This window comes from Eisenbergiella tayi (assembly GCF_001881565.1).
Classification (GTDB): domain Bacteria; phylum Bacillota; class Clostridia; order Lachnospirales; family Lachnospiraceae; genus Eisenbergiella; species Eisenbergiella tayi.
This window is the reverse complement of sequence record NZ_MPDJ01000001.1, coordinates 473,567-497,615: the sequence shown is the minus strand read 5'-3', so window position 1 is coordinate 497,615 and position 24,049 is coordinate 473,567. Positions and strand designations below refer to the sequence as shown.

Genomic DNA, 24,049 nt, shown 5'->3' with positions numbered 1-24,049 from the left:
AGCGGAGGTTCATAAAAAGAAGTGAGAGAAAAAGATGTCAGGGCAGTGATACTGCTGAATATAACCGGAATATTTTTATATACCGTAGGAATGCGCAGCTTCGCGGCGCCGGCACAGATAGCTCCCGGCGGCGCGAGCGGTATTGCCATCCTGGTAAATTATATGACAGGGTTCCCTATGGGTGTATTTTGCTCCCTGTTTAATTTCCCCATACTTGCCATTGTTTTATGGAAACGTATTTTTCCGGGAAATTTTGTTGCCAAGGCGGCGGCAAGCATAATACTGCTGTCGCTGATGACGGATCTTCTGGCTCCCGTGCTGCCTCATTATCAGGGGAACGCCCTGCTGGCGGCTCTTTTTGCGGGAGCTTTTATGGGAAGCGGGCTTGCCATGGTGTATCTGGGAACCTCGGATACCGGCGGGATTACCATGATCGGCCTTATTCTGCAGAAAATTTTCCCGCATCTGAAGGTGGGGACGCTGGTATCGGCCATCAATATGGTGATCGTCCTGGCCTCCGGGCTGGTATACCGGAATATAGACAGTATCCTTTACGCGGTCATTACCGTATATGTTTCCGGGCTTTTTATGGACAAGCTGGTGAACCAGGCCAATTCCAGGGATCTGATCATTGTGATGAGTGAATGTACGGATAAGGTGCGCTGTGTTTTCCTTGATGAAAAGAAGGGCATTACGATTCTGAAGGGAGAAGGCGGTTATACCAGTGAAACGCAGAGAGTGATTCTGGGAGCGGCAGGAAAGGCCGACTGCATGAAAATCCGGGATAAAATCCGTCAGGTGGATCCGTCGGCCCTGATTATTGTTGCGGAGGCAAGTGACGTGATAGGCAAGAGCTTTGGGCGAATGCTGTAAATGGGGAGGAAAAAGACTTGGTTAGTATAACAGAAGGAAAGCATGAACATTTTTTTATTGATTTTGCATGGGAAAAGGATGCCCATATCAGGAGCTACCGGCTGGGGCTGGAAGAGGTATTCGAAGGAAAATATCTGGATACATTATTTGTGCCCCTTCAGGGACAGGCCTTTCTTCTGGTGGGCTGCGGTAAGGAAAAGGAGCTGGGGCTTCTGGAGGTCAGGGAAATCCTGGCTGCCGCGGCTTCGAAGTGCAGGGAAATGAAAATAAGGGAATGTTCCGTGGATATATCCCGGTTTGCGGAAGTGTTGGGTAAGGACGCGGTGATCCAGAGCGTCATGGGATTGGAGCTGGGCAGCTATACCTATTCCTTTACAGGAAAAGAAGAGGATGACGCCTGCAGCTTTCAGCTGGAACGAATCAGCGATATGGAAGATATGGAGGAGCTGATTGCGGAAGCGGAGGAGCTGGTGAAGGGGATCCGGTTTGCCAGAGATACGGTGAATACGCCCGGAAACCATCTGCGTCCCATGGACTTTGACCGCTGTATTACCGGCTTTGTGAAGGATGTGGAAATAGAGGCCCAGACGTTTGTTTATGGTCAGCTGAGGGCAATGGGGATGGAAGCCCTGTATGGAATAGGCGGCAGCAGTGAATATCCGCCCTGCCTGCTTATCCTGCGCTACCGGGGAAATCCGGAAAGTGATGAAATTTACGGACTCATCGGGAAAGGGGTTACCTGCGATACGGGCGGATACTGCTTAAAGGGCAGCAAGTCCATGGCCGGCATCAAAGGGGATATGGCCGGGGCGGCGGCAGTGGCCGGAGCCATGCATGCCATCGCGGCCGGTAAGCTGAAGGTGAATGTTACCGCCTGCCTGCCTCTCTGTGAGAACCGGATTTCCCAGTCCGCGTTTCTGCCCGGCGATGTAATTACCGGCTATGGCGGAAAGACCATAGAAATCCTGAACACGGATGCGGAAGGGAGGCTGGTGCTGTCCGATGCCGTGAGCTACGGGATAAAGGATGAGAAAATAACAAAAATCCTGGATATCGCTACCTTAACCGGTGCGGTATGGAGCGCTCTGGGCTATACGATTGCCGGCTCTATGTCCGATGACGACCATTTTTATGGACTGTTCGAAAAAGGGCTTGTCCATTCCGCTGAAAAATATCTTCGTTTCCCATTTGGACGGGAACACCGGAAGATGATAAAAAGTGATGTGGCAGATGTGAAAAATGTGGGCGCCGACTGCTGCGGTTCCATTACGGCGGGACTGTTTATCCGGGAATTCTGCGAAGGAAAACCATGGATACACCTGGATATCGCAGGCACGGCCTGGTGTGATACGCCGTCCTTTGCCTTTGAGTCCAAAGGCGCTACCGGCGCAGGGGTAACCTCTCTGTATTATATGATGAAGGAAGCTCAGAATGAAGGATAAAGATAAGATTTCATAGAAAAGCCCCCTGCAGTCCGCTGCCGGGGGTTTTGTACATAAAAGAATATGCGGAATCATTATTTCCATACAACGGCAATCACTTTTTCCGCCTGCCATACACCGTTCTGCTGACTGCCGAATATAAGCAGATTATCGTCCTTTGACAGGTCGGATTGGGAAATGTTTTTCAGGGAATTCCGGGTTTCCGTAGAATGATCCATTTCCAGGCGCTGATATAAGGTGTTCTGCTGACAGACAACAGAGGCCTCCTCCTCTCCGGAGGAAACTTCGATCAGTCCGCTGTCCTGGTCGTAGGTTTTGGTAACGACAGACACACGGAAACCATCATCAGTAAATTCTGTAATAAATCCTTCCAGATCGGCATCGGAAAATAGGGAATCCGTATCCTTGGTATCCTGGGAAGCAGTTTCCGGCTGTGAATCGTCTGCCTCTGCTTCCGGAGATTTTTCGGAAGATATGGTTTCATCGCCGGTGGCGGAAGCAGAAACCGGGGCTTCCGGTGTTTCCACCGTTATGGATTCGGCTGTCTCCGGCGATGAAGCAGCCGCAGGGGCATTCCGGCTTCCGCAGCCGGACGCAAAGGCGAACAATAGAAGCATACAAAGTAACAATAGTTCTCTTTTCATTTTTCTCTCCTTTTAGTAAAATCAATCCTGTATTCTTACTTTGACTATTGTACCTTTTTATTCTCTAAAGTTTTTCTAATACAGCCGGATAAAATGTGTATAAGAATACTGATTTTCATTTTTTATGTGCATAAAGACAGAGAAAAACATTCCTGATTTTATTTCTGCGGGCAATGAGACGAGCGGGCGCGTCAGCACGGGGAATTTGACTGGGCGGCACCACAGAGATATAAAAACTGTACTGCCCAAAAGGTTAAATCGCATGCAAGGGCATATTTACGTTTATAGTCCGGTTCCAGCCTGACATCGACATAAGGCGTGGGATATTCTATTCTCTTCGGTGAATAACGCTTATTGTGCGGCCGGTCAAAGTTCATTTTCAATATACCGTCGCTGCCTATGGCATTTTCCACATTTACGATGGATGTTTTTATGACTTCAACCCTTTCACCAGTTCCAAGCATGGCTATTTCCGTCAGAAGACGGCGGTAAGTTATGCTGTCGATTACGTCAGGATGGAACGGCCTGATCGGGCTGTTCTGTATATTCAGCGGAAACGGAACATAATATTTCGTGCCGATTTTGACATGGATAGGATTGGGGCCGCTCAGAATTGCATTATAATGATTGAGCGCGTCGGCCATCAACTGTATATTTTCCGGCGTACGCCACGTCTGTGTATAGGCCAGCGCCGTCAGATGATATTGACAGGGAAAGCTTGTATTTTCTTCTATATAGGGATAGGCGTACCTTGTCCCATTACGGCGTTCCTTAGTAATTTCACTGAGCGAAGAGAGCGGCAGTATGCTCTTAAACGCCTCCAGTGAAATGTCCAGAAAAGGCTTTACATAATCGTCATCGCCATAACCGAGCATGGCCTGCATGGTATATATTAAAATCATCAGGCAGAAACCGCTTCGGATTCCGTGGAAACGATTTTCATAGCGCACTGCCTCCGGCGGGATGTAGGAAAATTCTTTTCGCAGTGTATCCTCATCACGCATGGCCGCTACAAAACCGGCGGCAAGTGGGTGTGTTTTCGGAATGGCATAATAAGAAAGCAGCCTTGCGGCAGTCTCCCCGTCCTGCAGAGGCGTCTCATGGAGTACCGTGCCCCGCCAGTTATCCCAGCTGTGCGCTCCGTTTCCGATATATCCGTCCGCTTTGACATAGGTCTGCAGCAGCTTAAAATGCGGAGTCTGATAAATCTGCTCCAGCAGGTTTTCTTCTTCTGTTTTATCTAAGTCATGAAGGATTTCTTTGCGCAGCCTGTATTTGATCACCGGGCCTGCGTTTTCCAGGAGGAAGTCGATTGATTTTGTCAAATTCATAAATTTTTTACCGCCGTTCATAGTAGCCAGAGATTACATTAATCCATGAAAGGGAACCGGATTAATTATACCATAGGAGCATAAGCTTTTGCGATGAAAAAAACACGGATACAGCCTGTAATCACTGCATCCGTGTCATATTCCATACATATTTCCTTATTTGGTGCGGTGCCTCAGATCCTTGATAGGAATATTGGCAAACAGCGCCGGAACCACCCCGTTGCCGGATTCGGATTCCGTCTCGGTAATCTGGATATCCAGGCCCTGGGGATCAATATCCATGTATTTGGATATAACTTCGATAATATCATTCTTTATTTGTTCCATGATTTCGGGGGAGCAGCTGGCTCTGTCAGATACCAGCAGCAGTTTTAAACGATCTTTCGCTATATCCCCGGAAGACTTCTTACGGAAAAGATCCATTAATCCCATAATAAAATTTCCCCCTAATTTTTCTTAAACATATTTTTAAATTTAGATAACATCCCTTTTTTGTCTAAATCCAGAAACGGCACATCTTCACCTAAAATACGTTTGCATATATTCAGATATGCCTGTCCTGCAGGGCTTGCGCCTCCAACCAGAGGCTCACCCTGATTCGTGGATACCACGATCTGTTCGTCATCGGGAACCACGCCGATAAGAGGAAGAGAAAGGATATCATTCACATCCTCCACCTTTAACATATCTCCGCGTTTTACCATATCCATACGGATACGGTTGATAATCAGATCGATACGGCTCATTTCATTGGCCTCCAGAAGTCCTACAATCCTGTCGGCATCACGGATAGCGGATACCTCAGGAGTGGTGACTACAAAAGCCCTGTCCGCACCTGCGATGGCATTCTTAAAGCCCTGCTCAATACCTGCGGGACAATCAAGGAGTATGTATTCAAACTGTTCCCTCATCTGATTGATCAGTTCCTTCATCTGTTCAGGGGAAACGGAATCTTTATCTCTCGTCTGCGCGGAAGGAAGAAGGCACAGATTGGAATATTTTTTATGCTTAATCAAAGCCTGATTCAGGCGGCAGTTACCTTCTACCACATCAACCAGATTGTATACGATACGGTTCTCAAGTCCCATGACTACATCCAGATTCCGAAGACCTATATCGGTGTCAATCATGATTACTTTTTTGTCCAGCATGGCAAGGCCGGTTCCTACATTTGCAGTTGTGGTGGTCTTGCCTACACCGCCCTTTCCTGATGTGATAACAATAACTTCGCTCATTTCCTGTTTCCTCCTAAAATATAAATTCATCCTGTGGTTTAAAACAAATTGTTCAAACGGCCCCTGGTAACGGGCTCGATGCAGATTGTCTCTTCTTTGGCGGTGGCAATTTGGGGAGAATAGGCATTGGCAGCGGTACTTTCCCGTTTACGCAGACCTCTTCCTCCCTTTTCCTTATCCGGGCTTTTGGCTATATATTCTCCGATCTGCAGTTGGATAGGCTTCATTTCCAACGCAAAAATAAAACAGCCGCTGTCTCCCGTGGCGCCTGCATGTGCATTACCCTTCAGGGAACCAAGGATAACGATGTTTCCCTGAGAAATGATTTTGGCTCCCGGATTAACGTCTCCGATCAGAGTGATGCTGGAATAGCTTTCCAGAACCTGTCCGGAACGAAGATTTCCTTTATAAAAATCCGCTCCCGCATTTTCCGCCTCCATATAAGGATAGCTGTTGGCGGCCTCCGCTTCCCGGGCCTCGATACGCGCTTTCATCTTTTCTTCCAAAGCGGTGCCGTTTTCCATGACACAGACGATCTGAATGGAAGAATTTGCTGTAATAACATCTAAAATACGCTGTTCTTCCTCGGGAGTCAGTTCTCTTCCTTCGAAAGATACTGCCATTTTTGCATCCTTAAAAAAAGTGCCGGTTTCTTTGAATTTTTCGGTAATTGCCTCAAGAAGTTTTGGGAAAGGGGTATCCTTGTCCAAAATGAGGTTGATTCCGTATTTGTTGCGTTTTAATACCAATTCTTTTGTCATATCAACTCCAACTTATCCAAAAGGACTCTTTCTCTTGCAATTATACCGGTTATTGAGGAATATGCAAACTGTTTTCGCAATTTTTCTTGTAAAATGTCGAAAAATGTGGGGAGAGGGTGCAGATAAAAATCCTGTGAAAAGGAAACATAACTTGATTTGCTTTTAGGAAATGATATGGTTTGAATTACAGTAGTAAAAAATGGACTGGTGAAGACGGTATAATCTCAGGTTATTGATCGTATGTCCAGGGATTTGAATGCCGCGTGTAGTATGCGTGGTTCAATCAATAACACCCTTTCCACTTAAATACATTTCTACCTGACTAAGTACGTATTCTGCAGTGTTTATTTGCTCATGGGCTTCATCTAATGTAGCCACATAGAAATCGTCGTAATCGCTGACTTCTCTTTTTCTTTTTAATCTGCCAACTTTCTTTCCCAGTTCTTTTGGGAAGATTTCAGTGGCAACATAATGTTGGTTAAAATAGCCTACTGCAACTTTATGTCTTTTAAAATCTACGGAATCCAATGCCAGTATTGATTTAATCGCATAGAATACCACATAATATGAGCGGTTAATGGAATCCTTATATAACTTATTGTCAAAACATAACCTGGAACTTACTAATGTTTCTTTAGCCTCCATGAACCGGTAAACAGCAAGGCTTTTCTCTTTTTCCGTCATGCAACAACTACCCCCTCCTTCTGGATATTACGATAAAAGGGTAGTGTATCAACCCAATACTCATAATGCCTTTCGTTTTTAATAATTGGAGAAATATCCACTCCATATTTCATCTCTAGTTCAAAAGCACAATCAAAAACTTGATTTTCAACTTTTTTAATTTCTTCATCTGAAAGTGTTACTAGTACCATAAGGTCAACATCCGAGGATGCGTCATAATCCATTCTGGCATATGAGCCATACAGAATAATCTTTGATAGGTTTTGCCCTAAAATCGTCTTCAAATCCGTGGCAAATTCTAAAACAATATCTGAAATAGTCATTGTGGCAATCCTCCTTTGACTTATTAGATAACTAATTATATTATAACCTAATCAAGAAATTTTGTACACTTTTACAAATCGAAAAAACTGTCCGAAACTGTCCGAATAACAAAAGATTGATGGTTGAATGGAAAGCCAGTGCTTTTGGAGCGGATTTTTTGGGAAAGGAGGGAGAAGATTGGTGAATATAGGAAAGAAAAGTAATACTAATAAAGGTATTAAAAGGTCTATAAACGTGTCCTACTATAATAAATTATAACAGAAAGGGTGATGAAAGTGGATGAAAGATATGCAGAAGTGTTTAAAACCCGGAACTTATCCTGATTTGACATATGTTACCAGGCAGTCAGGAGAGACAAAATATACATATGAAGAAAGATTACAGCAAAGTCTTAGAATAGACGGATATTTAACTTATATTGCGGGGCCTTCAAAAACCGAAAAAATTGTATTGTGTGAGAATGTAATAGGGCAGGAAAATATTGTTTCCATGTCTGGTAATGATTTTGCCAGAGCAGCTGATTTCTGGGGGGCAATCGGGAAAAAAACCGGACTTTCCATGAATGCTCAAATAAGCGAAGAAAATATGGATTTATCAGAAAATGAACAAAGGGCAACAATTGTTAAAAAGAACTTTTTCGGTAATAAAGATAAAGTAATAAAATATTTTAAAGAAAATCACAAAGTATTTGTATTGGATGATTTTCATTATGCATCTCCGGAAATACAGTATGATATAGCTTGTCAGTTAAAAGAAGTTATACGAATGGGATTTAAAGCGGTGATTATTTCTCTGCCCTATCGTTCCGATGATGCAATTCGTCTGAATCCCGATTTGACAGGGAGAATATCTGTAATTGAAATCGAACCATGGAAGTCACAGGAATTACAGGAAATAGCAAGAAAAGGGTTTCAGGCATTAAAAATTTCCGTAGATGAGGAATTGATTGAAAAGATGGCGCTGGAAAGTAATCATTCACCACAGCTTATGCAGTCGATCTGTTTAAATATTGGTTTGCTGCCGGGAGATAATCCTGAAATCTCTGTGGATGTAATTGAAGACAGCTGCAGGTTCACTTGTACAAATCTGCCTTATGGAGATGTTGTAAGAGTTTTAAAAGCCGGACCGCCGACAAGAGGGCAAAAGCGTCTGCGCTATAATCTGACTGATAAATCACAAAGGGATGTATATAGCCTGATATTAAAGGTTTTGGCGGATAATCCTCCGCTCGTTGAAATTGACATGGAAGAATTGCTGCAAAGAATACTGAAGAATCTGGACAGCATTAAAATCGCGATGCAGAAAGTCAAGGACGCGTTAAAAAACTGGCAGAAAATGTTGGCCGACTACGGACCTATGTATCAGGTTTTTGAATGGAAAGATGATGTTATTCATATCCAGGATAATTTATTTCTTTTTTATCTCCGGTGGTCTTCGATTTAAATGAGGGAAATTTTGGTATCAGAAAAATTTCCGGAAGCAAGAACGGGAGGCAGTGCCTGAGAAAAAATCAGAAAGAGAAGAGTATTCACAAATATAAGAATAAATCAATTTTTACTGAGGATAAATCATTGTTTTACACCCTGCCATGTGGAAAAATAAGTTCATGGACACCCTGAGATTTAATCTGTTTTAAAATAAAATATAGATATTTGCAGAAGGAGAAGGTACACATGAAAACAACACAGGAAAATGCAGGGAAGAAATACGAATTGTTATGCTACACCAGAAAACCTGAAGAGGACAGCATTTATTCCGAAAAGCTGGCCTGCAGCATGCATCTTGCACTGCGTGAGGACGGAGGAAGCTTTGTCCCGCTGAATCATAATTCAGGCATTCTTTATGCGAAGGCGGTCCAGCGGGAAGATGGTACCCTTCATGCAAAGAGCCTGAAAAATCCCTGCCTTTTTGAAATGGCGGATGGTACGTTCGGTGTGATCGCTGAAAGGATCGAAACCGACGGCAGTGACGATGAATCGGCAAAGGGAAAACTGCTGCTTTTTACCTCTGCGGATTTGGTGAGATACCAGGAGAAGGGGCTTCTGGATTTGGGAATGGGGAAAACCATTGAAGATGCGGTATGCTCCTATGATAAAGTTAACTGCGTTTATCTGCTGAAGTGGAAGGATAAAGAGGGCGGCTGTTTTTCATGCAGGGTTTCCGGTCTGACCGATGAGGAACTGAGAAAAGCAGAGAGCTGCTGTCTGCCGGCAGGTGAAACAGATATCCGTGACAGCTTTTTTTCCGATAGGGAGGACTGTCCGGAAGGAGGTCTGCCGGGGAATCTTCTTTCTGTGGAGGAAGCTGTGGCGGAAAGGCTGAAATGCCGGTTCCTGGTTCCCGAGAATATTGCCAATGAGGTGCCGGAAAGAGTGAGTGCATCGTCTCCGGAAGATTTGAAAGAGATAAAAGCCACTGCAAAATATAGTGACGGAACCAGTGTGGAGAAGAGAGTGGACTGGTATACGAAAGAGGTGGATTTTAACCGTCCCGGGACATACCGGATAACGGGCCGTGTGCATCAGGATCATTATGAATTCCCTGTGGCATGGCACCGTGCCGATCCCTGTATCGGAAAATGGGAAGGAAAGTATTATTTTATTGCAACCAATGATTTTGACAACAATCATTCCCTTTACATCCGTGAGGCGGATACCATTCCCGGTCTGATTACGGCCCAGGAAATCAAAATACTGGATACCTCCATGTACCCCCATCTGGGCAATCTTCTCTGGGCGCCGGAATTCCATATCATCCGTGACCGGCTGTATATCTTCCATGCGGGAACGCCCGGGGAATTTGAAAAGGAGCAGTGTCATGTCATGGCTCTTAAGAAAAATGGAAATCCCATGAAGGCAGGCGATTGGGAAATGCCTTTAAGGGTGGTGAAAAAGGACGGAAGTTATCTGTACGGGGAAGAAGGGATTACCCTGGATATGACGGAATTCGAGGTGGCAGGACGGTACTATGCGGTATGGTCCCAGCGTCAGTTCAAGCCGGTGGATCAGGGGGCATGGCTGTATATGGCGGAGCTGAATCCGGAGGAGCCATGGAAGCTGATAAGCGATCCCATTCTGCTTTCCATGCCGGAGTATGGCTGGGCGAATAATCATACCTTTGTGGACGAAGGCCCTTTTGCCCTGATAACGGAGAAAAAGATATTCCTGACCTTCTCCAGCGCGGCGGTGGACAGTACCTATGTGGTAGGGCTTCTGAGCGCGGATCCGGAAGCGGATTTGTTGGATCCAAAAAGCTGGATAAAAGAAAATTATCCGCTGATGTCCTCCAGGAGCAAGGAGGGTGAGTATGGGACAGGGCATAACTCCTACATAATGGATGAGGACGGACTGGTATGGAACGCTTATCACGGAAAGCCGGGAGTGGACGGGCCAAGAAGCTCAGGCCTACGCAGGGTACATTTCGGAGCGGACGGTTATCCGGTTTTGGATCTGACGGAAGAGAAGGATCTGGCTCCCGGACTGACAGAGGTTTCCATGGATGTCGTGGTAAAGTAAGCAGAAGTCATGAAGGCCTGGATTTCCCTTTCTCACGGAATGCGCGGGGGCTTTTTCCGGTACTGCGTTTAAACTGCCGGCAGAAATGCTCCACGTTATGGTAGCCGCAGAATTCCGAAATGGAGGCTATGGTTTTGGTCGTATACTGCAGCTGATCCTCGGCCAGCCTTATGCGGGCCTTGATGCAGTCTTCCATACAGGAAATGCCGAAAGTGTTTTTATAAATCACCTGAAGATAGCCTTCACTCAGATGAAGCTGCTGCGCCATTCCGGATACATTCCAGGGCAGCTGGGGACTGTTGTAAACAGCCTTGCGCAGGTTCATCAGATCATGATAATGCGGTGATTGGGAAAAGGAGTCGGCGCTGCTTTGGGAAGCTTCCTGCAGTTCGGAAAAAAGAAGCTGGAGAAGCTGTTCCACAACCCGTTCATTATTTCTGCCGGGAAAGGAATTTTTCCAGGTGAGCAATTGAATGAGATTATGGCAGTATTCTGCGTCCGGCAGAGGAAAAGGAACTCCCTGTACCGGCAGGGAGGACACGAAATCCTCGTCCGAATCAAAACGCATCCAGTCGTTTTCATACCGGCTCCCGCTGGCACAGTAATAAATAGGGGAGCGGGGAGTAAAGAGTACGGCGGATTTGGCCGGGTATTCCCGAAGAGATCCGTCTACACGGAAAAATGCAGGAGTATGTGTGATGAGCAGCAGCCAGCAGTCATGCCCGTCCGGGACATCAAATACGAAGCTGCCGTCATGCCGGGCATTATATTCTACATAGCGGATATGATTCATAAGAGCCTCCCTGAAAGAAGTAGTGTACTATGTGGCAGGCAGCATCGATTCCCATATAGGGGAAGAAAGGATAGAAATGGAACCAAATAAAAAACTGCCTTTGTTTATCGTTTCCGGCGCCAGCGGAGTGGGGAAAACCACCATGTGTGAAATCCTTTTCCGCAGGGAAACGAAGTATATCGTTATGGAAAGTGATATTCTCTGGAAGGAGGAATTTAATACCCCGGAGGATAATTACCGAAGGTTCAGAGAATTATGGATGACTATGTGCGCCAATATATCCCAATCAGGACTTCCTGTGGTATTGTGCGGCTGCGGCATTCCGGAGCAGTTTGAAGTTTGTGAAGCCAGGAAGTATTTTACCGATCTGCATTATCTGGCGCTGGTCTGTGATACAGAAGCCCTGGAAACGCGGATGCGGAAGGGAAGGGGAATAGCGGATGAGGGCTGGATCCAAAGTTCTGTCAGCTTTAATGAATGGCTGCAGAAAAACGCGCAGAATACCAGTCCTGCCATAACCCTGATAAATACCACAAATCTTACCCCGGAGGAAACAGCCGGGAAAGCGGAGGAGTGGATCACAGGTATTTTGACAAATGAATAAACCATAGGAAAGGCAGAGCGACAGTAAGGCGCCCTGCCTTTTCCTGCGTTTATATGGTTAACCTGGGCGGGTTATTTCAGTCCGGCCTGCTTATCCAGAAATCCTTTAAAGATGGCAAGAAGCTCCTGACTCCAGAAATTTCCTTCATGTACTGCGCCTTCCACACAGATAAAGCTTACATCGGCGCCGCATTCCTCCAGGCGCTTTACCAATTCTGCGCTCTGGGAAAAATCGACGGCGGTATCGGCGTCGCCATGGGCTATAAGGAAAGGAACAAAGGATTTTCCTTCCTGCACATAATAGATCGGGCTCATTTTCCGCAGAAGCTCTTTATCAAGAGTTCCGCCGCAGAAGAGGGTGAACAGTGCTTCTGTTTCCGCCCATGCTTCCGAAGTTTCGGGAGGATCCGGAAAGGCACATAAATCTGCAGGGCCGAAGCAGTCAATAACCGCATTTACGCTGTCGGAAACATCCGGATATTCTCCGGTCCTGAATTCCGGCATGTCTCCCGTAAGGCCGAGCAGAAGAGAGGTATTTCCGCCTGAAGATGTGCCGAACGCATATACTCTGTCAGGATCAATGTGATATTGAGCGGCGTTTGTGCGCAGGAAGCGGATGGCTGTTTTCACATCCTGAAGGAAAGCAGGAGCTGGACATCCTTCCTCAATGTTGCGGTGGGTAACGCTTGCAACTACATAGCCGGCCCCGGCAAAAGCAGCCAGCTGAGGAATTTCATAATTGGTATCGGGAAAGTGCCAGGCGCTTCCCTGAATAAAAACAATGAGCGGAAACGCCCGGGCAGGGCCTTCCTCCGGTATCTGGGGCATGAGCAAATCCAGGGTGATGTCCTTACCGGTCTGTGTGGAATAAACGATCCCCGGGCAGAAGACAGACAGGCCCTTGAGGCTGGGGTTACAGGCAATTCGCAGCATTTTTAATATCCTCCTTTACTGAATTAAAATCTGATTCTGATGGGGTTATTATAACATAGGGGCGGGAGGATAATCAAAATAACCGTAGAAAATTATTTATTATGTTATTGACTGTATACAAAAAATACCGGACACCCATAAGGGCGCCCGGTATTTTCCGATCATGGAATCAATATATAATTGCCATCTTAACTTTTGCAATCACTGCAAAGCTTGCAGTACCGTCTGCGGATACGGTAACAGGAAGATAAAGAGTCTGCTGTCCCGCTGCATTTACCAGATAGACATAAGCCTGCTGTCCGGGAACTGCTCCGGGAAGCTTCACATGCATGGAAATATTGGTGTTTATGGGGCCTTTTTCAACAAAATCAAGGATCTGCTGACGGACACCATTAACATTTCCTGTCTTGGCCGTATAAGAAAGATTGCTTCCGGCAAAAGCGGAGTTATCAAGATCACTGTAAAAGCTGTAGGAAACGTCGCTTCCGGTATTGATACGAAGTTCCACACCCTTCCTCGCATTCAGATGCGCAACCACATTCTGTGGGATATAGCAGGAAGCCGCAGGAGAGGTCACATTTAGGATGGCGGATGACGTTTTATTCAGGTTCTTGACCGTCAGAGTATCCAGTTTTGCCGCAATGGCATCCCAGCTTGTGAGCTGTGTCCCTTTCAGGTTGGTGGTCGTTACCTGCATGACGGGAGTTATGCTTCCGGAAGGTGCCCAGCTGGCGGTAATATTCAGCGCATAGGCAGGCATGGTGAGGGTAGTCACTGCGTTGGCAAAGCTTCTTCCGTCGGAGGTGATCCAACCGGTAAAGATATAACCGGGAACTGTCCCTGCATTTATGGTTACATTGGTTCCCGCGGCATAATTTCCGGTTCCGGCAGCGGGAGCGAAGCTGCCTGCCACGGTCAGCGGATAGGTTTTGGCAGCAGAAACCTTAAAATATGCGGTAATGGAGTGACCTGCCGTCACATTCCGGAAGGTATAGGAATTGATGGCTCCCTGGTTCGCGCCGTCAACTACAACCCTGTCTATCTGATAGCCGGAAGCGGGGGTGATGGTAAAGACTTTATCGGAGCCTTTTGCTATGTTCTGGCTGCCTGCGGGGGAAATACTGCCGCCGGTGCCTGCGCCTGCCTGAATAGTATAGGTATTAGTTGTCCTGGATTTTACAGATATTCCCTGTGTGGCTGTTTTGGTAATGCCGCCTTCCGAGTAGCTTATCGTTACGTAGGAATTGCCTGTGCCAAGAGCGCCGGAAGGATTGACGGAATAATTGCTTATGCCGGAGGAGGAATTGTCGCTGTAGACGGCAGCCACATTCATTCCCTGACGGTTAAAGGATTCCCCTTCCGTATAAGAGGTCTTATAGGGCGGGCTGGATATGGAGATACCGGTAAGGGTTTTCTGTACCACAGGTGCAATACCGGTCAGTTCAACACTGAAGGTGTCCCAGTCATAATTACAGCTCGTAACACGGTATTTACTGTAAGTTATTCCGGTAGACGGATCCGAATAGCCTGTTACTTCTAACCCGTTTTCATCCGATGCCGAGCCGAGATAAGATCCGTTGGAAGAATTGTAAGTAACGTATACCATATTGGTATCATCATCATCTTCATCGAAGGGGGGATACATGATAAGGTCTCCCGGGCTCATCTGGGTGGAGACATGGGTATTCTCCGGAGTCCATGTCACTCCTGCTTTTACTTTTATAGAAGCCATGGGAATAAGAGAAATAATCATGGCCAGGGAAAGTATCAATGCCTGACTTTTTTTTAATCTTTTCATAGCAGTACTCCTTTCTTTTCTGGAATAGGTTTTAATTTGTTATATTGGTATTATATTTGTGCGAGTACACCAAATTAGCAACAAGAACCGGCATTGGAGGCATATTATGGCATTCCTGTAATAACTGTGCTACACTGAAAAAAATGTATGAAAAAGCAGAGGGCGGATTATGTGGAGAGTTATGGTTATTGATGATGAGGTGCGTCAGTGTAAGGGGCTGAAGAATATTCTGCTGAGGGAATTTCAGGGGGATATGGAGGTGTGGGATTTTACCATGGCGGCAGAAGCGCTTGCGTTCCTTCATAGTAATGAGGTGGATATCATTATCACGGATATCTGTATGCCTGAAATGGACGGGCTGCAGTTTATGGAAGAGGCAGCAAAGGAAAATCCGGGAATTAAGGTAATATTGCTGACCGGTTACGCTGAATTTGAATATGCAAGGAAGGCGCTGACTCTGGGAGCGCTGGATTATCTGCTGAAGCCGCTGAATCCGGATCGGATGCGCGCGGTATTGGAAAAGGCTTTTCAGGAAATCAGTGAAGAGAGGCTTCTTGCCAGCCAGAAGGAGGAGATGCGCAAGCAGCTTGATATAACGCTTCCCATATATATGGAGCAGCAGTTGAACCAGTGGGTTTACGGAAGGTTATCTGCGGCGGACAGGAAGGAAATCGAGAAAATCATACCCTGCGGCAAACCGGGAAATGTGGTTATTACCCGGCTGAAGGGCTTTCAGGAATGGAGCAATACAGTGGAAAAGGAAGAAATGGAGGAAACAAAGTACCGGATAAAATGGTGGGTTAAGGAACTGCTGCAGTTAAATTATCATTCCTTATCCTTTTTCAGCCATGTGCTGCCGGATACTATGGTTACGGTAGTCACGTTAAAAAGGGCGGGAAGTGACGCGGCGGCTTTGCTGGAGAGGGGAAATCCTGCGGATTCCTTCCCTGTTTTTTCGGGGGGGGTATAAACAGAAGCAGATTTTAATGTGTCTGGGCAAGACGGCAGACAACCTCTTCCTGCAGATCGAGGAATGTTACCGAAGCGCTGTAAATGTGATGGATTACCATTTTTACTTTCCTGAGGCAGCAGTGCTCTCGGCAAAAACTATTTTGTCCAACTCTCCGGCAGAGTTTGGTATCGGGCTGGCGGAGGAGGAAGCATTAAAGGATGCGGTAAAGAATACGGACTATGGGGAAGCGTGCTGTCTGACAGACAGAATCATCCAAAGATGTCTTGACGGCGGATACCCGGAACCGGATAAATTCAGAAGCGGGCTGCAGAGTCTTTTCAGGCATATTTCCCTGTTTTTCCAAATGGAAGATGCTTTTGAGCAATTTTGGCAGCAGGAGGACGGAGAAGAAAATATAGGCGCTTTCAAAAATAAGCTTTATGCCCTGCTGGAGCTTCTGGTTAAGAAAACAGAAGAAAAAAAACAGGACAGAAACAGCGGCTTTGCAGAGCGTTTCAGGAGTTATTTAGAGCAGCATTACAGCGAGGATATCCCGCTGGAAGATATTGCGGCGGCGTTTGCGCTGACGCCTACTTATTTCAGCAATCTGGTGAAGGAAATTACGGGAGACAGTTTTTCCAGGAACCTGATTGAGGTGCGGATGAAAAAGGCCAGGGCCATGCTTCAGGAAACGGACTTCAGAATATACGAAATCGCCCGCAAAACAGGTTATGAGGATGTGAAATATTTTAACAGAGTATTCAAGAAGGAAAACGGGATTACCCCTATGCAGTTCCGGGAAGAGATCATAAAAATCAGGAGGGGAACCCATGAATAAGCTGAAAGAGTATTTTAACAGCCTGAATCTGCAGAACAAGCTGAGGCTGTGTTTTATTTTTCTGATCCTGCTCCCTTCCCTGACAATTGGCATCGCTTATTACGGGGTATCCTACCACAGCATTATAGATATTGCCAAGAAAAACATTCTGGATGTGGTGGTGAAGAATACGCAGCTGATTGACAGACAGATGAGCTATATACAGGAAAGCGCCGTGAATTTTAATGTGGATGCGGACATGTACAGCCTGCTGAGTGATGTGGATACGGTACCGGATTCCGAACTGCTTATCAAGGATAAAAAAATCCAGGCGGTGCTGCAGAAATATTTTGTGGACGATGATATTGTCACGACCACTGTCATGACGGAAAAATTCATATTCGGGGACAATTCCCAACTGAAGGTGCCGGTTAATAATTTCTTTTCTTCCGCGCTGTGGGAAGGTCTCAGAGAGCACCGGGGTGAGGCGCAGTGGGTACCAACCTATGTGGTAAAGGATACCTTCGGGCTGGACTATGCTGTGGAAAATCCTACGGTTTATTCCATGATACAGCCGTTGAATCCCACTTATATCGATCCGGAAAAGCCTTCGGATACCAAAGCTCTTTCGGAGGATTTTAATGCGGTGCTGGTTATAAGCTTCAGGGATAACCTGATAAGGGAAATGTTTGAATCCAGCAACTCGGTTGAAAATTCCCAGTTCTGTATTTCATCTATGGGAGGGGAAATTGTATCTCATTCGGATTCCTCCAAAGCAGGAACCACTCAGGAGCTGCCCTGGCTGGAACACATTACGGACAAAACCGGAAATATGGTGCTGCGCTATCAGGGAGAGAAGATGCTGGTCTGCTATGAGGTATCCCAGGTGACAGGCTGGGTTTTTGCGTCGATAACGCCTGTAAGGGGGCTGGTGCATAATGTGATCAGCCTGCAGATGCTCACTGTCTTTTTAGGTATTCTTATTTTTATTCTGGCGATGCTTGTCTCCAAAATCTTTGCCCGCAAAATAACGCTTCCCATCGAAAAGCTGGTAGGAGCCATGAAGCAGGTGGGAAAAGGGGATTTCAGTGTCAGGCTTGCCACCAACGGGAGGGATGAGCTTCAGTATCTGACGGAAAAATATAATGATATGAGTGAGCGGATACAGATTCTGATCGAAGAAAATTATGAGAGTGAGATCCGGAACAGGGAATCGGAGATCATGGCTTTAAATCTGCAGATGAACCCTCATTTTCTTTATAATACGCTGAATATTATCAATATGATGGCCCTGGAGGAAGGAAATGAGGAAATAAGCAGAATGCTTCTCTGTCTTTCAGACATGCTGCAGTATACCTTCCGAAACAAACAGGAGCTGGCAGCATTCAGTGAAGAATATTTGTGGCTGCAGAATTATCTGCATATCATGGAGATGCGTTTTGAGGGGAAATTCAAGGTCGTTTATGAGGTGGAAAGGGAGCTGGGCCAGTATAAGGTACCGAAGCTTCTGCTGCAGCCGCTCGTTGAGAATGCCGTAGTCCATGGCTTCAGGGATATGAAAAGCGGCGGATGTCTGTATATACGCGGTGCGGCGGAAACGGATGCTGTTATTCTGGAGGTGGAGGATAATGGCTGCGGAATGAGCGGGGAAGAGATAGAGAAGGCGATGCACGGGGATTACCATCGCATAGGACTTGAAAATACACAGCGGCGTATCCAGCTTTTGTATGGTGAGAGAGGAAGCATGCAAATTATGTCCGAACCCGGAAAAGGTACCCGTATACGAATCCGGATTCCGCTGCAGGAAAAAGAGAAAAGGGAAGGATCCTAAAATTGTCCACCAGCCTAAGATATTAGAATATCCGTACTCCTGTGATAACGTTATAATAAGTCCATAACAAGGATTAAAAGCGGCCGCTTGAATCCGGGGTTACTTTTTACAGGTTATGAGAAAATCGGGAGGTATGTAATGAAGAAACGAATAATATCCTGTCTGTTGGTATCCGTGCTGGTACTCAGTATGCTGGGATGCGGGGGAAGTAAAGCCACATCGGGAAATACGGATACGAAGGCGCCGGAAGCATCGGTAAATGAAGCGCAGGGAGAAGAGAAACAGGAAGCCGCTGATAACGGGGAAAAAATTGTCCTTCGCTATACCGGATGGGGCGGACCGCAGGAGAAAAAGACAACGCAGAATGTTATAGATGAGTTTGAAAAGACACATCCGAATGTGGAAGTGGAATATATTCATATTCCTACAGATTATAATACCAAGCTTACCACTATGATCGCTGCCAATCAGGGGCCGGACGTGGCATTGCTGAATGGAGATACGGCGCTGCAGTGGGCTTCTGAAGGGAAGCTGAAAAACATGATGGATTTTGCGGCAGATGATCCGGAAGTCAACATTGACGATATTTTATCTCAGGTAGTTTATTGGTGGGATGACGGGAAGGCATGCGGCGTCAATGGTTCCCTGGAAATATTCGGACTTTTTTATAACAGGGATGTGTTTGAAGAAGCAGGGATTACGGTACCCACAACAGAGGAAGAAGCCTGGACCTGGGAAGAATTTCTGGATGTCTGCCAGACGCTTACCATTGACAATCAGGGAAGAAATGCGAAGGATCCTGACTTCGATCCAAAGAATATCAAACAGTTCGGGCTTTTTGCTCCCAGCGGCGCCAATATGGTGAGCTATGCCATGACATACTGCGGGCAGGATTTCCTGAATGAGGATGGGACGGCAGTCAATCTTCTGGGCACCAAAGGTGCGGAGGCCATGCAGAATTTTGCAGACCTGATTACCAAATATCATGTGGCGCCTTCACCGGTTCAGTCCAAGAATCTGCCGGGAGGAGCTACAGCTCTGGCATCCAAAAAGGTGGCGATGGTATGGGACGGACAATGGGCGCTTCAGGAAATATCAGCGAATAAAGTGAACTTCGGTGTGGGAATACCGCCTAAAATGTATGATAAGCCCATGACAATCGCAATGGGTGAACCCGTGGTGGTTTTTGAAACAACACAGCATCCTGAGGAAGCATGGGAGCTGCAGAAGGCCTTCATGAATACCGAATATACCATGGAACTTATTGAGACAGGACTGTGGATGCCCGTACTCAGGGAATGGTATGAGGACGAAGCGCTGATTGACAGATGGGCAAGAAATAATCCGGCGCATCCGGACGGTTACGTGGATGCTATCATGAATAACGGTTTCAAGAACGGTGAACCCGCGCTTACCTATTCCATAAAGAATTTCCCTAAAATTATGGACGTCCTGAATCCCAAGCTGGATAAGGTTTGGCTGGGTGAAATGACGGTGGAAGAAGCCATCACTTCTGTGGAGGATCAGATGAACGCGCAGGTACAGGGAAAATACCCCAGACCTTAAGAGGGAATAAAACAGCCGGGTTTTCCCGGCTGTTTTTACAAGAAAGGAGTCGGTCTTATGACAAAGAGAAGAAAAAAGGAAGCTTTCTTCGGCATTCTGTTCGCGCTTCCGGTTATGCTCGGATTTCTCATCTTTGTGCTTTCCCCCCTGGTGATAAGTCTGGTACTGAGCGTGACGGACTATAATGTGATCGGGGCGCAGATGCACTTTGTGGGAATTGAGAATTTTAAGCATCTGTTTGACGGTACGGATATTTACTTTTATAAATCTCTGGGAGTTACGGCCTATTATGTGCTTTTAAGCGTTCCTCTTCAAATCATCTTTGCATTCTGTATTGCGCTGGTGCTGAATGCGAATATTAAAGGGCGTTCCATATTCCGTACTATTTTTTACCTGCCCACAATTGTGCCGGCGGTGGCATCCTCCATTGTCTGGATGATGATGTTCGATCCGGATACGGGAATATTGAATGCCATATTACATGCGGTTCATCTTCCTGCCAGCAGATGGATTTATGATGAAAAGACAGTAATCCCCTCCCTTGCGCTGATGAGTCTGTGGACTGTGGGAGGTACTGTGGTTATATTTCTGGCGGGACTGCAGAATGTGCCGAAGGAATTGTACGAATCCGTGGAGGTGGACGGCGGGAACTGGTTCCATAAGCTCAAAAGTGTAACGCTGCCAATGGTTTCGCCCACTATTTTTTTCAACCTGATTATGAGTTTTATCGGCAGCTTCCAGGTATTCAGCCAGGCTTATATCATGACCAGCGGCGGGCCGAATAATTCCACGCTGTTTTATGTGTACTATATGTATAAGGAGGCCTTCCAGTACGGAAATCTGGGAAATGCATCCGCCCTGGGGTGGATTCTGTTCCTCATTATCCTCATCATGACGATGCTGGTATTCAAATCCTCGGCGATGTGGGTGTTTTATGAAGGGGAGGTGAAGAATAAATGAAAAAGAAAATAGCGCTGGAAAAGGTGATATTGTATCTGTTTTTGATTGCAGGATCGCTGATTTGCCTGTTTCCTTTTTACTGGATGCTTCGGAGCTCCTTTATGGATATGGCACAGATTTTTGTCATGCCGCCCATTATGATACCGGATCCGGTTGTATTTACCAATTATCAGGATGCGCTGGAGGTCATGCCGTATTTCCGGTATTTACTGAATACACTGATTGTGGTAATTTCAAATGTAGCAGGATCCATTCTGGCCGCATCACTCTGTGCCTTCAGCTTTTCCAGGCTTCGCTGGCCGGGAAGGGATAAGGTGTTCATGATTATTTTGACCAGCCTTATGATGCCCTCCATTGTGACAATGATACCTACTTTTGTCATGTGGTCAAGGCTGGGCTTCACCAATTCGCTGGTGCCTTTGGCCGTTCCCATCTGGTTCGGAGGAAGTGTTTATAATATTTTCCTGTTCCGCCAGTTTTTTCTAAGTATTCCCAGGGAACTGGATGAGGCCGCTTATGTGGACGGGGCTTCGTACTTTAAGGTATATTGGAAAATAATTCTGCCGCTGTCCAAATCAGCGATGGTAGTGGTAGGTATTTTTTCCTTCCTGAGCAGCTGGAATGATTTTATGGGGCCGCTTATTTATCTGAATGAAGAGAAGAAATATACGCTGTCTCTGGGGTTACAGCTTTTTCAGGGGAGTTACGGCGCGCAGTGGCACCTTCTCATGGCGGCTTCCGTGCTGGTGCTGACGCCTGCCGTAATCGTCTTCTTTTTCGGACAGAAGCATATTTTGGAAGGAATTGCAACAACGGGTATTAAGGGTTAGCCGGGAAAAAACGGACAGGAGGATTGAGAAATGAGCGCAGCAGTGGAACGCCCTGCCCACAGGCAGGTAAAGATGACGGATGGTTTCTGGGCCGGTCAGCTTGATAAAATACATCGAGTGACGGTCTGGGATGTTCTGAACAAATTTGAAAATGACCACGAAGAAGGCATTATGAAAAATTATGAGTGGGTCATTGAAGGAAAGAGCGGCAGCCATGTGGGACCGCCCTGGTATGACGGACTGATTTGCGAAGTGATTCGCGGCATCAGCGATATCATAGCAGTTAATTATGACGAGAAACTGGATAAGAAAATAGAGGCTTATACAGAAATTATTTCAGCGGCCCAGGAGAAGGATCCGGATGGTTACATCAATACCTATACCACCTTGATCTGCCCGGATAAGAGATGGGGAGGCAACGGGGGAAGCCTGATATGGCAGCATGAGACCTATAATATCGGCTGTCTCACGGAAGCAGGGATTCATTATTACAAAGCGACCGGAAAGAAAGGGCTGCTGCGATGTGCGGTGAAAGCGGTGAACTGCATGTGCGGGGTTATGATCCCGGATCCCGGTACGGCTGGATACCCGGGCAAAAATATTGTTCCGGCCCATTCCCTGGCGGAGGAAGCGGTGATTAAGCTGTACCGGCTTTTTCAGGAGGAACCGGGGCTGGCCGGGGAAATGAAAGAGGAATATGGAGTCTGTGCGGAACCGGAACGGTATTTCCGGCTGGCGAAATTCTGGATGGATCACAGGGGCGTGCATCAGGATCGATATTCCATGCCGCATTATATGGGGGAGTATTCCCAGGATCACTGTCGGATTACGGAGCAGTCCGAGGTGGTGGGGCATGCGGTCAGAGCGGCGCTGATGTATACCGGGCTTACGGCGTTAGGCATGGAAGCATGCGCATCCATGGAAGCTGGCGCATCCACGGAAACTGGTGCATCCATGGAGGCTGGCGTGGAAGGCACTAATGAATATCTGAAGGCAGCGAAGCGGCTGTGGGATAACATGGAGCAGACCAAGCTGCATATCAGTGGGGGAATCGGGGCGGTACATAATGAGGAACGTTTCGGTTACCAATATGATCTGCCTAATGATGCTTATCTGGAAACCTGTGCTGGTGCGGCGCTGGCCTTCTGGGCAGGTGAGATGCACCGTGCCTTCGGGGACAGTAAATATATGGATGTACTGGAATGTGCGGTAATGAATAATGTACTGCCCTGTCTGTCGGAGGACGGCACTTATTATTTTTATGAAAACCCACTTGTCAGCGATGGTGACCGCTCGCGCTGGTCCTGGCATGGCTGTCCCTGCTGTCCGCCCATGTTCCTGAAAATAATGGCCTGCCTGCAGGATTATATTTACGGTCTGGCTCCGGGGAGGCTGTATGTAAATCTGCATATGGGAAGCCGCTATGAGGGGATGCTTACATGCAGTGACGGCGGAAGCGTGGGAATTGCCGTGGAACAGAAAGAGTGTGGGCTGCCTTGGGGCGGTACGAACAGCATTGTCCTTCATCCAGAGAAAAAAACGGAATTTATTCTGGCAGTGCGCAAGCCTGCCTGGGCAGGCGAAATGACAGTTTTGGTGAATGGTGAGAAAGCGGACTGCCCTGTGGAAAAAGGATATTTTCTTATGGAGAGAGAATGGCAGGATGGAGATGTGGTCCGGATTGCCATGGAACTGCCTGCTGTCAAAGTGGAAGCACATCCTTTTGTAACGGCGGACAGCGGAAGGGTTGCCCTGTTGAGAGGACCGCTTCTGTACTGTATTGAGGAAGCGGATAATCCGGAAGGAACGGATGTGGAGCTGGGAGATGAAAAGCTTGTAACAGAGGAATCTTCCCTGTTCGGTGGCATACGTGTAATCGAAGGTGTGACCGCAGAAGGAAAGCCATTCAGGGCAATTCCCTATTATCTGTGGAATAACCGGGGAGAAGGCAAAATGAATGTATGGCTCCGCCAGAGAAAAGACGGGAAAAGGCAGGAAGAAAGAGTAGAGGATGCAGCAGGCTTTGCCGCCCATGGAGCAGGTACCGGTAACGGCGAGGTGGATCTTATCGGTTGGGAAGGACGTTTATACAGGAGATATCAATAAGAAGTATGATGACTTTTAATTAGGTAAGAAGGCCAATTTAATGCGGACAGT

General features: G+C 46.7%; 22 protein-coding genes. 12 read left to right on the top strand and 10 right to left on the bottom strand.

The window, feature by feature from the left end:
- The first annotated feature begins 21 nt into the window (after window positions 1–21).
- Window positions 22–873: a YitT family protein gene (locus tag BLA28_RS02095; protein ID WP_069155832.1), complete on the top strand. Its 852-nt coding sequence runs from the start codon at window positions 22–24 to the stop codon at window positions 871–873.
- A 17-nt stretch (window positions 874–890) separates the two neighbouring features.
- Window positions 891–2,315, top strand: coding sequence for a leucyl aminopeptidase family protein (locus BLA28_RS02090; protein ID WP_069155831.1), 1,425 nt, complete (start codon window positions 891–893; stop codon window positions 2,313–2,315).
- 74 nt (window positions 2,316–2,389) lie between these two features.
- Here BLA28_RS02090 and BLA28_RS02085 read toward each other — a convergent pair whose 3' ends face one another.
- The 7 genes from BLA28_RS02085 to BLA28_RS02055 all read right to left on the bottom strand — a co-directional run bounded on the left by BLA28_RS02085 (window position 2,390) and on the right by BLA28_RS02055 (window position 7,293).
- Complete coding sequence (locus BLA28_RS02085; RefSeq protein ID WP_069155830.1) at window positions 2,390–2,959, bottom strand: hypothetical protein; 570 nt, start codon at window positions 2,957–2,959, stop codon at window positions 2,390–2,392.
- Window positions 2,960–3,150: 191 nt separating this feature from the next.
- On the bottom strand, window positions 3,151–4,290 hold the full coding sequence (locus BLA28_RS02080) for a hypothetical protein (protein ID WP_069155829.1): 1,140 nt from the start codon (window positions 4,288–4,290) through the stop codon (window positions 3,151–3,153).
- Between the two features lie 156 nt (window positions 4,291–4,446).
- On the bottom strand, window positions 4,447–4,722 hold the full coding sequence (gene minE / locus BLA28_RS02075) for a cell division topological specificity factor MinE (RefSeq protein ID WP_009251068.1): 276 nt from the start codon (window positions 4,720–4,722) through the stop codon (window positions 4,447–4,449).
- A gap of 14 nt (window positions 4,723–4,736) precedes the next feature.
- A complete protein-coding gene (minD, locus tag BLA28_RS02070) occupies window positions 4,737–5,525 on the bottom strand; it encodes a septum site-determining protein MinD (RefSeq protein WP_009251067.1) in 789 nt (262 codons plus the stop codon).
- Between the two features lie 38 nt (window positions 5,526–5,563).
- Window positions 5,564–6,286 carry a septum site-determining protein MinC gene (gene minC, locus BLA28_RS02065; RefSeq protein ID WP_069151999.1) on the bottom strand — a complete coding sequence of 241 codons (723 nt, stop codon included), beginning with the start codon at window positions 6,284–6,286 and terminating at the stop codon, window positions 5,564–5,566.
- Window positions 6,287–6,565: 279 nt separating this feature from the next.
- A complete protein-coding gene (locus BLA28_RS02060; protein WP_069155828.1) occupies window positions 6,566–6,970 on the bottom strand; it encodes a HEPN domain-containing protein in 405 nt (134 codons plus the stop codon).
- Window positions 6,967–7,293 carry a nucleotidyltransferase family protein gene (locus BLA28_RS02055; RefSeq protein WP_081329802.1) on the bottom strand — a complete coding sequence of 109 codons (327 nt, stop codon included), beginning with the start codon at window positions 7,291–7,293 and terminating at the stop codon, window positions 6,967–6,969. Before BLA28_RS02055 ends, BLA28_RS02060 begins: the two co-directional genes overlap by 4 nt.
- A 280-nt stretch (window positions 7,294–7,573) precedes the next feature.
- Between BLA28_RS02055 and BLA28_RS02050 the strand changes: the two genes are divergently transcribed.
- Both BLA28_RS02050 and BLA28_RS02045 read left to right on the top strand, forming a co-directional pair.
- On the top strand, window positions 7,574–8,737 hold the full coding sequence (locus BLA28_RS02050; protein ID WP_069155827.1) for a hypothetical protein: 1,164 nt from the start codon (window positions 7,574–7,576) through the stop codon (window positions 8,735–8,737).
- Window positions 8,738–8,967: 230 nt separating this feature from the next.
- Window positions 8,968–10,809: a family 43 glycosylhydrolase gene (locus BLA28_RS02045; protein ID WP_069155826.1), complete on the top strand. Its 1,842-nt coding sequence runs from the start codon at window positions 8,968–8,970 to the stop codon at window positions 10,807–10,809.
- A 7-nt stretch (window positions 10,810–10,816) separates the two neighbouring features.
- Here BLA28_RS02045 and BLA28_RS02040 read toward each other — a convergent pair whose 3' ends face one another.
- Entirely contained in the window at window positions 10,817–11,602 is a 786-nt protein-coding gene (locus tag BLA28_RS02040; protein ID WP_069152002.1) for a helix-turn-helix domain-containing protein, read from the bottom strand.
- Between the two features lie 76 nt (window positions 11,603–11,678).
- Here BLA28_RS02040 and BLA28_RS02035 point away from each other — a divergent pair, with 76 nt between their 5' ends.
- Window positions 11,679–12,206 carry an AAA family ATPase gene (locus tag BLA28_RS02035; RefSeq protein WP_141702854.1) on the top strand — a complete coding sequence of 176 codons (528 nt, stop codon included), beginning with the start codon at window positions 11,679–11,681 and terminating at the stop codon, window positions 12,204–12,206.
- Between the two features lie 71 nt (window positions 12,207–12,277).
- Here BLA28_RS02035 and BLA28_RS02030 read toward each other — a convergent pair whose 3' ends face one another.
- Both BLA28_RS02030 and BLA28_RS02025 read right to left on the bottom strand, forming a co-directional pair.
- Window positions 12,278–13,138: an alpha/beta hydrolase gene (locus tag BLA28_RS02030; protein WP_069155824.1), complete on the bottom strand. Its 861-nt coding sequence runs from the start codon at window positions 13,136–13,138 to the stop codon at window positions 12,278–12,280.
- A 169-nt stretch (window positions 13,139–13,307) separates the two neighbouring features.
- On the bottom strand, window positions 13,308–14,936 hold the full coding sequence (locus BLA28_RS02025; RefSeq protein ID WP_069155823.1) for an InlB B-repeat-containing protein: 1,629 nt from the start codon (window positions 14,934–14,936) through the stop codon (window positions 13,308–13,310).
- 169 nt (window positions 14,937–15,105) lie between these two features.
- Between BLA28_RS02025 and BLA28_RS02020 the strand changes: the two genes are divergently transcribed.
- The 7 genes from BLA28_RS02020 to BLA28_RS01990 all read left to right on the top strand — a co-directional run bounded on the left by BLA28_RS02020 (window position 15,106) and on the right by BLA28_RS01990 (window position 23,998).
- Window positions 15,106–15,906 (top strand): response regulator, encoded by an 801-nt coding sequence (locus BLA28_RS02020; protein WP_071698870.1) that lies wholly within the window; start codon window positions 15,106–15,108, stop codon window positions 15,904–15,906.
- Between the two features lie 16 nt (window positions 15,907–15,922).
- A complete protein-coding gene (locus BLA28_RS02015; protein ID WP_069155821.1) occupies window positions 15,923–16,726 on the top strand; it encodes an AraC family transcriptional regulator in 804 nt (267 codons plus the stop codon).
- Entirely contained in the window at window positions 16,719–18,536 is a 1,818-nt protein-coding gene (locus BLA28_RS02010) for a sensor histidine kinase (RefSeq protein ID WP_069155820.1), read from the top strand. The genes BLA28_RS02015 and BLA28_RS02010 overlap by 8 nt, the downstream gene beginning before the upstream one ends.
- Window positions 18,537–18,674: 138 nt before the next feature.
- The gene (locus tag BLA28_RS02005) at window positions 18,675–20,102 is read left to right on the top strand and encodes an ABC transporter substrate-binding protein (RefSeq protein WP_071698869.1); all 1,428 of its coding nucleotides are present in this window, start codon (window positions 18,675–18,677) and stop codon (window positions 20,100–20,102) included.
- A gap of 57 nt (window positions 20,103–20,159) precedes the next feature.
- A complete protein-coding gene (locus BLA28_RS02000; RefSeq protein ID WP_044970698.1) occupies window positions 20,160–21,062 on the top strand; it encodes a carbohydrate ABC transporter permease in 903 nt (300 codons plus the stop codon).
- Window positions 21,059–21,892 carry a carbohydrate ABC transporter permease gene (locus BLA28_RS01995; RefSeq protein WP_044970697.1) on the top strand — a complete coding sequence of 278 codons (834 nt, stop codon included), beginning with the start codon at window positions 21,059–21,061 and terminating at the stop codon, window positions 21,890–21,892. The genes BLA28_RS02000 and BLA28_RS01995 overlap by 4 nt, the downstream gene beginning before the upstream one ends.
- Window positions 21,893–21,922: 30 nt before the next feature.
- On the top strand, window positions 21,923–23,998 hold the full coding sequence (locus BLA28_RS01990) for a glycoside hydrolase family 127 protein (protein WP_069155817.1): 2,076 nt from the start codon (window positions 21,923–21,925) through the stop codon (window positions 23,996–23,998).
- Window positions 23,999–24,049: the final 51 nt, after the last annotated feature.

Coding starts and splice junctions, on each gene's coding strand:
- BLA28_RS02085 (WP_069155830.1), bottom strand. CDS start 2,959: ATGAAAAGAGAACTATTGTTACTTTGTATGCTTCTATTGTTCGCCTTT.
- BLA28_RS02080 (WP_069155829.1), bottom strand. CDS start 4,290: ATGAATTTGACAAAATCAATCGACTTCCTCCTGGAAAACGCAGGCCCG.
- minE (WP_009251068.1), bottom strand. CDS start 4,722: ATGGGATTAATGGATCTTTTCCGTAAGAAGTCTTCCGGGGATATAGCG.
- minD (WP_009251067.1), bottom strand. CDS start 5,525: ATGAGCGAAGTTATTGTTATCACATCAGGAAAGGGCGGTGTAGGCAAG.
- minC (WP_069151999.1), bottom strand. CDS start 6,286: ATGACAAAAGAATTGGTATTAAAACGCAACAAATACGGAATCAACCTC.
- BLA28_RS02060 (WP_069155828.1), bottom strand. CDS start 6,970: ATGACGGAAAAAGAGAAAAGCCTTGCTGTTTACCGGTTCATGGAGGCT.
- BLA28_RS02055 (WP_081329802.1), bottom strand. CDS start 7,293: ATGACTATTTCAGATATTGTTTTAGAATTTGCCACGGATTTGAAGACG.
- BLA28_RS02050 (WP_069155827.1), top strand. CDS start 7,574: ATGAAAGATATGCAGAAGTGTTTAAAACCCGGAACTTATCCTGATTTG.
- BLA28_RS02045 (WP_069155826.1), top strand. CDS start 8,968: ATGAAAACAACACAGGAAAATGCAGGGAAGAAATACGAATTGTTATGC.
- BLA28_RS02040 (WP_069152002.1), bottom strand. CDS start 11,602: ATGAATCATATCCGCTATGTAGAATATAATGCCCGGCATGACGGCAGC.
- BLA28_RS02035 (WP_141702854.1), top strand. CDS start 11,679: ATGGAACCAAATAAAAAACTGCCTTTGTTTATCGTTTCCGGCGCCAGC.
- BLA28_RS02030 (WP_069155824.1), bottom strand. CDS start 13,138: ATGCTGCGAATTGCCTGTAACCCCAGCCTCAAGGGCCTGTCTGTCTTC.
- BLA28_RS02025 (WP_069155823.1), bottom strand. CDS start 14,936: ATGAAAAGATTAAAAAAAAGTCAGGCATTGATACTTTCCCTGGCCATG.
- BLA28_RS02020 (WP_071698870.1), top strand. CDS start 15,106: ATGTGGAGAGTTATGGTTATTGATGATGAGGTGCGTCAGTGTAAGGGG.
- BLA28_RS02015 (WP_069155821.1), top strand. CDS start 15,923: ATGTGTCTGGGCAAGACGGCAGACAACCTCTTCCTGCAGATCGAGGAA.
- BLA28_RS02010 (WP_069155820.1), top strand. CDS start 16,719: ATGAATAAGCTGAAAGAGTATTTTAACAGCCTGAATCTGCAGAACAAG.
- BLA28_RS02005 (WP_071698869.1), top strand. CDS start 18,675: ATGAAGAAACGAATAATATCCTGTCTGTTGGTATCCGTGCTGGTACTC.
- BLA28_RS02000 (WP_044970698.1), top strand. CDS start 20,160: ATGACAAAGAGAAGAAAAAAGGAAGCTTTCTTCGGCATTCTGTTCGCG.
- BLA28_RS01995 (WP_044970697.1), top strand. CDS start 21,059: ATGAAAAAGAAAATAGCGCTGGAAAAGGTGATATTGTATCTGTTTTTG.
- BLA28_RS01990 (WP_069155817.1), top strand. CDS start 21,923: ATGAGCGCAGCAGTGGAACGCCCTGCCCACAGGCAGGTAAAGATGACG.